3 protein-coding genes are annotated in these 2,166 nt (G+C 60.1%); 1 reads left to right on the forward strand and 2 read right to left on the reverse strand.

Annotated elements, in window-relative coordinates:
• Both C6P64_RS18390 and C6P64_RS17740 read right to left on the reverse strand, forming a co-directional pair.
• A partial coding sequence (locus C6P64_RS18390) for a hypothetical protein (protein ID WP_211296891.1) occupies nucleotides 1-432 on the reverse strand: 432 nt, incomplete at its 3' end.
• Nucleotides 429-1,403: a tyrosine-type recombinase/integrase gene (locus C6P64_RS17740; RefSeq protein WP_211296892.1), complete on the reverse strand. Its 975-nt coding sequence runs from the start codon at nucleotides 1,401-1,403 to the stop codon at nucleotides 429-431. The genes C6P64_RS17740 and C6P64_RS18390, both read right to left, overlap by 4 nt.
• Nucleotides 1,404-1,660: 257 nt before the next feature.
• Between C6P64_RS17740 and C6P64_RS17745 the strand changes: the two genes are divergently transcribed.
• Nucleotides 1,661-1,963 carry a DUF4113 domain-containing protein gene (locus tag C6P64_RS17745; protein WP_105749847.1) on the forward strand — a complete coding sequence of 101 codons (303 nt, stop codon included), beginning with the start codon at nucleotides 1,661-1,663 and terminating at the stop codon, nucleotides 1,961-1,963.
• The last annotated feature ends 203 nt before the right edge of the window (nucleotides 1,964-2,166 follow it).

Raw genomic sequence — 2,166 nt, forward strand, 5'->3', positions numbered from 1 at the left:
ATTGATGACACGCCCTAGCTTCAACACGGCCTTCGCGACGTTCGTCTCCAGCGGGTGGCTCAGCACAGTGGTCCAGGTCTCTCGCAGCTTTTCCGCAGGGGTAGCGAGCAGTTCCAAGATGGCTGGCCATTTGGCTATGAGGACGTTGGCGAAGGTCCGGAATGGTGCTGGGGAGGACGCCCGTCGTGTCAGCAGAACAAGCGCTCGCTGTAATTCGCCAACTTGACCCTCGGCGAACTCCAGCCGTACCGTGCTGCCAGCTGCAAAGACCTCCCAGTGACGGTCCGCCAACCTCACCACCGACTCCCGTCCGGAATACTTGTCGAAAAGGGTCATCAACGCGGGGGCAGCGGGCCACTTCCAGTCCAAGGGAGATTTCCCACCATGCTCGGACTGAGGTTGCGGGAGGGCGATTTCAATGGCGTGGTTCACGCAGAAATCCCCCGCATAAGACTAGTCTTTTCAGCAAACAGTGTGTTCCATGCTTGCATCAAGTCGTCCTGAATCGCCGCACGTGCGTAGTGCTCAGGCATGGCTGACCTCGCTGACCATCCGAAGAACGCCCGCATCCGTTGGATTGCCAACTCGCGGTCGGGGTTCAGCTCCATAAACATCGTGTATCTGGCCGTGGCGCAGGTGTGTCGCAGGTCGTGAGGCGAAATGTTCGTCTTGCCGCCAGATCTATCGAAGAGGCTTTGGATTGCCTCGGGTGCCAGGGCATCCGTCAGTTTCCTGAAGACCTTACTTAGTGCCTCGGCAGAGAGCGGGGCCCCCGCCTTGGTGGTCAGTAGGAAACCATGTCCGGCATCGGTAGGTCGATGCTCGGCGGCGAAGTGCTGGTAGAGCAGAGCTAAGTCCTCTGACACCGGAATTTGCCTGTGGGATTCCAGAGTTTTGATGCGTGGCGTGGTCGACCTCGGATCGTTCTCGAACACCGTGGTGATGTCAAGCCAACGAACCACCTCTCCTGACTCCGGGTCCACGTCTTCCTTCAAGGAGTCACAGGCCAACAGCAGTGCTTCGCCACGACGGAGCCCAGCCAGCAGCATTAGGTTGACGATGAGCCAGTTCCGCACGCGCGTTTGATACCCCTTGAAAGGATTTCGAGGCGAGCTGGGATGCGCTACCTCAAGGAGGTCCAGCAGCGTTGTTTTCGGCAGCGCACGAATGAAGCGGAAGCCACCGAGACGGGGGGCGCGCATCCTGCCCATGGCTGCCAGCATAGAAGCAGCTGCGGCCCACTCTGGGTTACTAGGCGCTAAGCGTTTGGCCAGCGATTGCACGAATGCTCTGACTACGCCCCACCGCTGAACATCAGTCGTGTTGTAGGCCGGGTCTGAGGTTGTCGTTAGATAGAACGACTCCACCATGAGCATCACGCCCTCAGCGTCCCGAGTGCTCATACCCTCGTCGAAGGCGTCGGCACCGAAGCGTTCGTCACAGTACCGATAAAAGCTGTCCAGATGCTGGAGGTACAGCTTTCGCGTGCTGGTCGCCTGAGAACTACTCGTGAGGCCTAGGGACCACGCCGTGGACCATAGTCTTGGCATGTGTCTCACGGGGTCAACGATGACATGTTCAGGAACTGCTTGAGTACGGACGAGCACTGGAGATAACGGTTGGGGATACCTCTACGTACAGAGCTTTCCCTCTAATTGAAATGCAACACTGGCCATGGTACCTCTTAATCGACGAGTGCTTCCTCGACCTCTCCGGCCTGCCGCCGGCCACCCAGGGTCAGCAGGAGCTGGAACTGGGCGATGACGCCGTCGTCCACGAGCGGCGCCAGGCCCGGCTCATGCGCGCGCTCGACGCGGTCAACGACCGCTTCGGCCGCGGCACGCTCACGCTGGGCAGCGCCGGCCTGTGCCAGGAAGCCAGCCCGCGCTGGACCATGCGGCAGGAGCGCCGCACGCCGCGCTACACCACCTGCTGGGACGAGCTGCTGACGGTGTCGGCTTAGAGCAGCGGTGTCCTGACATGTCTGACTCACGCCAAGAGAAAATCTTGTATCTCGACTTCCTCACCAGTTGCGTCCGCGTGCCCCCCTTGCTGCAAACTCCTGCCTCATGACCTCTACCCTGCCGCCGAACGAATCGCTGACCGTCGAGTTCAAGAGCGACCTCAAAAGGTTGCCCGACCGCGAACTAGGGCCTGTTAACGCAA

This window comes from Malikia granosa, assembly GCF_002980595.1.
GTDB classification, from domain to species: Bacteria; Pseudomonadota; Gammaproteobacteria; order Burkholderiales; family Burkholderiaceae_C; genus Malikia; species Malikia granosa.

Coding starts and splice junctions, on each gene's coding strand:
- C6P64_RS17745 (WP_105749847.1), top strand. CDS start 1,661: ATGCAACACTGGCCATGGTACCTCTTAATCGACGAGTGCTTCCTCGAC.
- C6P64_RS17740 (WP_211296892.1), bottom strand. CDS start 1,403: ATGAGCACTCGGGACGCTGAGGGCGTGATGCTCATGGTGGAGTCGTTC.